This is a genomic window from Tessaracoccus lubricantis (genome assembly GCF_039544535.1).
GTDB classification, from domain to species: Bacteria; Actinomycetota; Actinomycetes; order Propionibacteriales; family Propionibacteriaceae; genus Arachnia; species Arachnia lubricantis.
The window spans coordinates 1-1,167 of the sequence record NZ_BAABLV010000064.1; the positions used below are offsets into that span (position 1 = coordinate 1).

Genomic DNA, 1,167 nt, shown 5'->3' on the forward strand with positions numbered 1-1,167 from the left:
GGCCCTCCGAAGATGGAAGTTCTCACGCTCCCCATCTGGAAGACCTCGACGTGTCCGACGCTACCTTCACGTGCCCTGATCTGACTAGTTTCTGCCGTCTCGACGGCCTCGGGTTGGAAGTCACCGGCCAGCGCATCGAACCCGACCGTGCGATCCTGGCCTGCCGCCCGGTCGACGCCGACGACTGGTGCCGAGACTGCGGCGGCCAGGGCCTCATCCGGGGCTCGGTGGTGCGACTCTTGTCGCATGTCCCGCTGGGGTGGCGCCCTACCGTGCTGCACGTGCGGCTCCGGCGCTATCGGTGCATCGAGTGCGGGCGGGTGTGGCGTCAAGACACCAGTGCCGCAGCCGAGCCGCGTTCGAAGCTGTCGCGCGCGGCGCTGCGTTGGGGACTGGAAGGACTTGTGGTCCAACACCTGAGCATGTCCAGGATCGCCGCCGGTCTCGACGTCGCGTGGAACACCGCCAACGACGCCGTGCTGGCAGAAGGACAGCGCGTCCTCATCAGCGACCTGGCCCGGTTCGACGGGGTCAAGGTGATCGGGGTCGACGAGCACTGCTGGCGCCATACCCGCCGTGGTGAGAAATACGTCACCGTGATCATCGACCTCACCCCCACCAGGGACGGCACCGGTCCGGCGCGCTTGTTGGACATGGTCGAGGGACGCTCGAAACAGGTGTTCAAGACGTGGCTCGCCGCCCGCCCCCGAGCCTGGCGCAAGGGGATCGAGGTCGTCGCGATGGACGGATTCACCGGCTACAAGACCGCGGCGGTCGAGGAACTCGGCAACGCCACCACGGTGATGGACCCGTTCCACGTCGTCCGGCTCGCCGGCGAAGCGCTCACCCGCTGCCGCCAGCGCGTCCAGCAAGACACCTGCGGGCATCGGGGCCGCGCCGGTGACCCGCTCTACCGCGCCCGCCGCACCCTGCTCACCGGCGTCGATCTACTCACCGACAAGCAAGTCGCCCGACTGGAGGCACTGTTCGCCGACGAACAGCACACCGAGGTCTACGCGACATGGAGTATCTACCAACGGCTCGTCGTGGCGTACCGACATCCCGACAAGCAACTTGGACGGTTCCTCCTTCAAGGCGTGATCGACTCGGTCAGCACCGGCGTCCCGAGAGACCTCGTCGAGCTCGTCAGCCTGGGCCGGACCCTCC

1 protein-coding gene is annotated in these 1,167 nt (G+C 67.4%); it reads left to right on the forward strand.

The window, feature by feature from the left end:
• Positions 1-50: 50 nt before the first annotated feature.
• On the forward strand, positions 51-1,167 hold a 1,117-nt coding region (locus ABEA30_RS15595), incomplete at its 3' end, for an ISL3 family transposase (protein ID WP_345584492.1).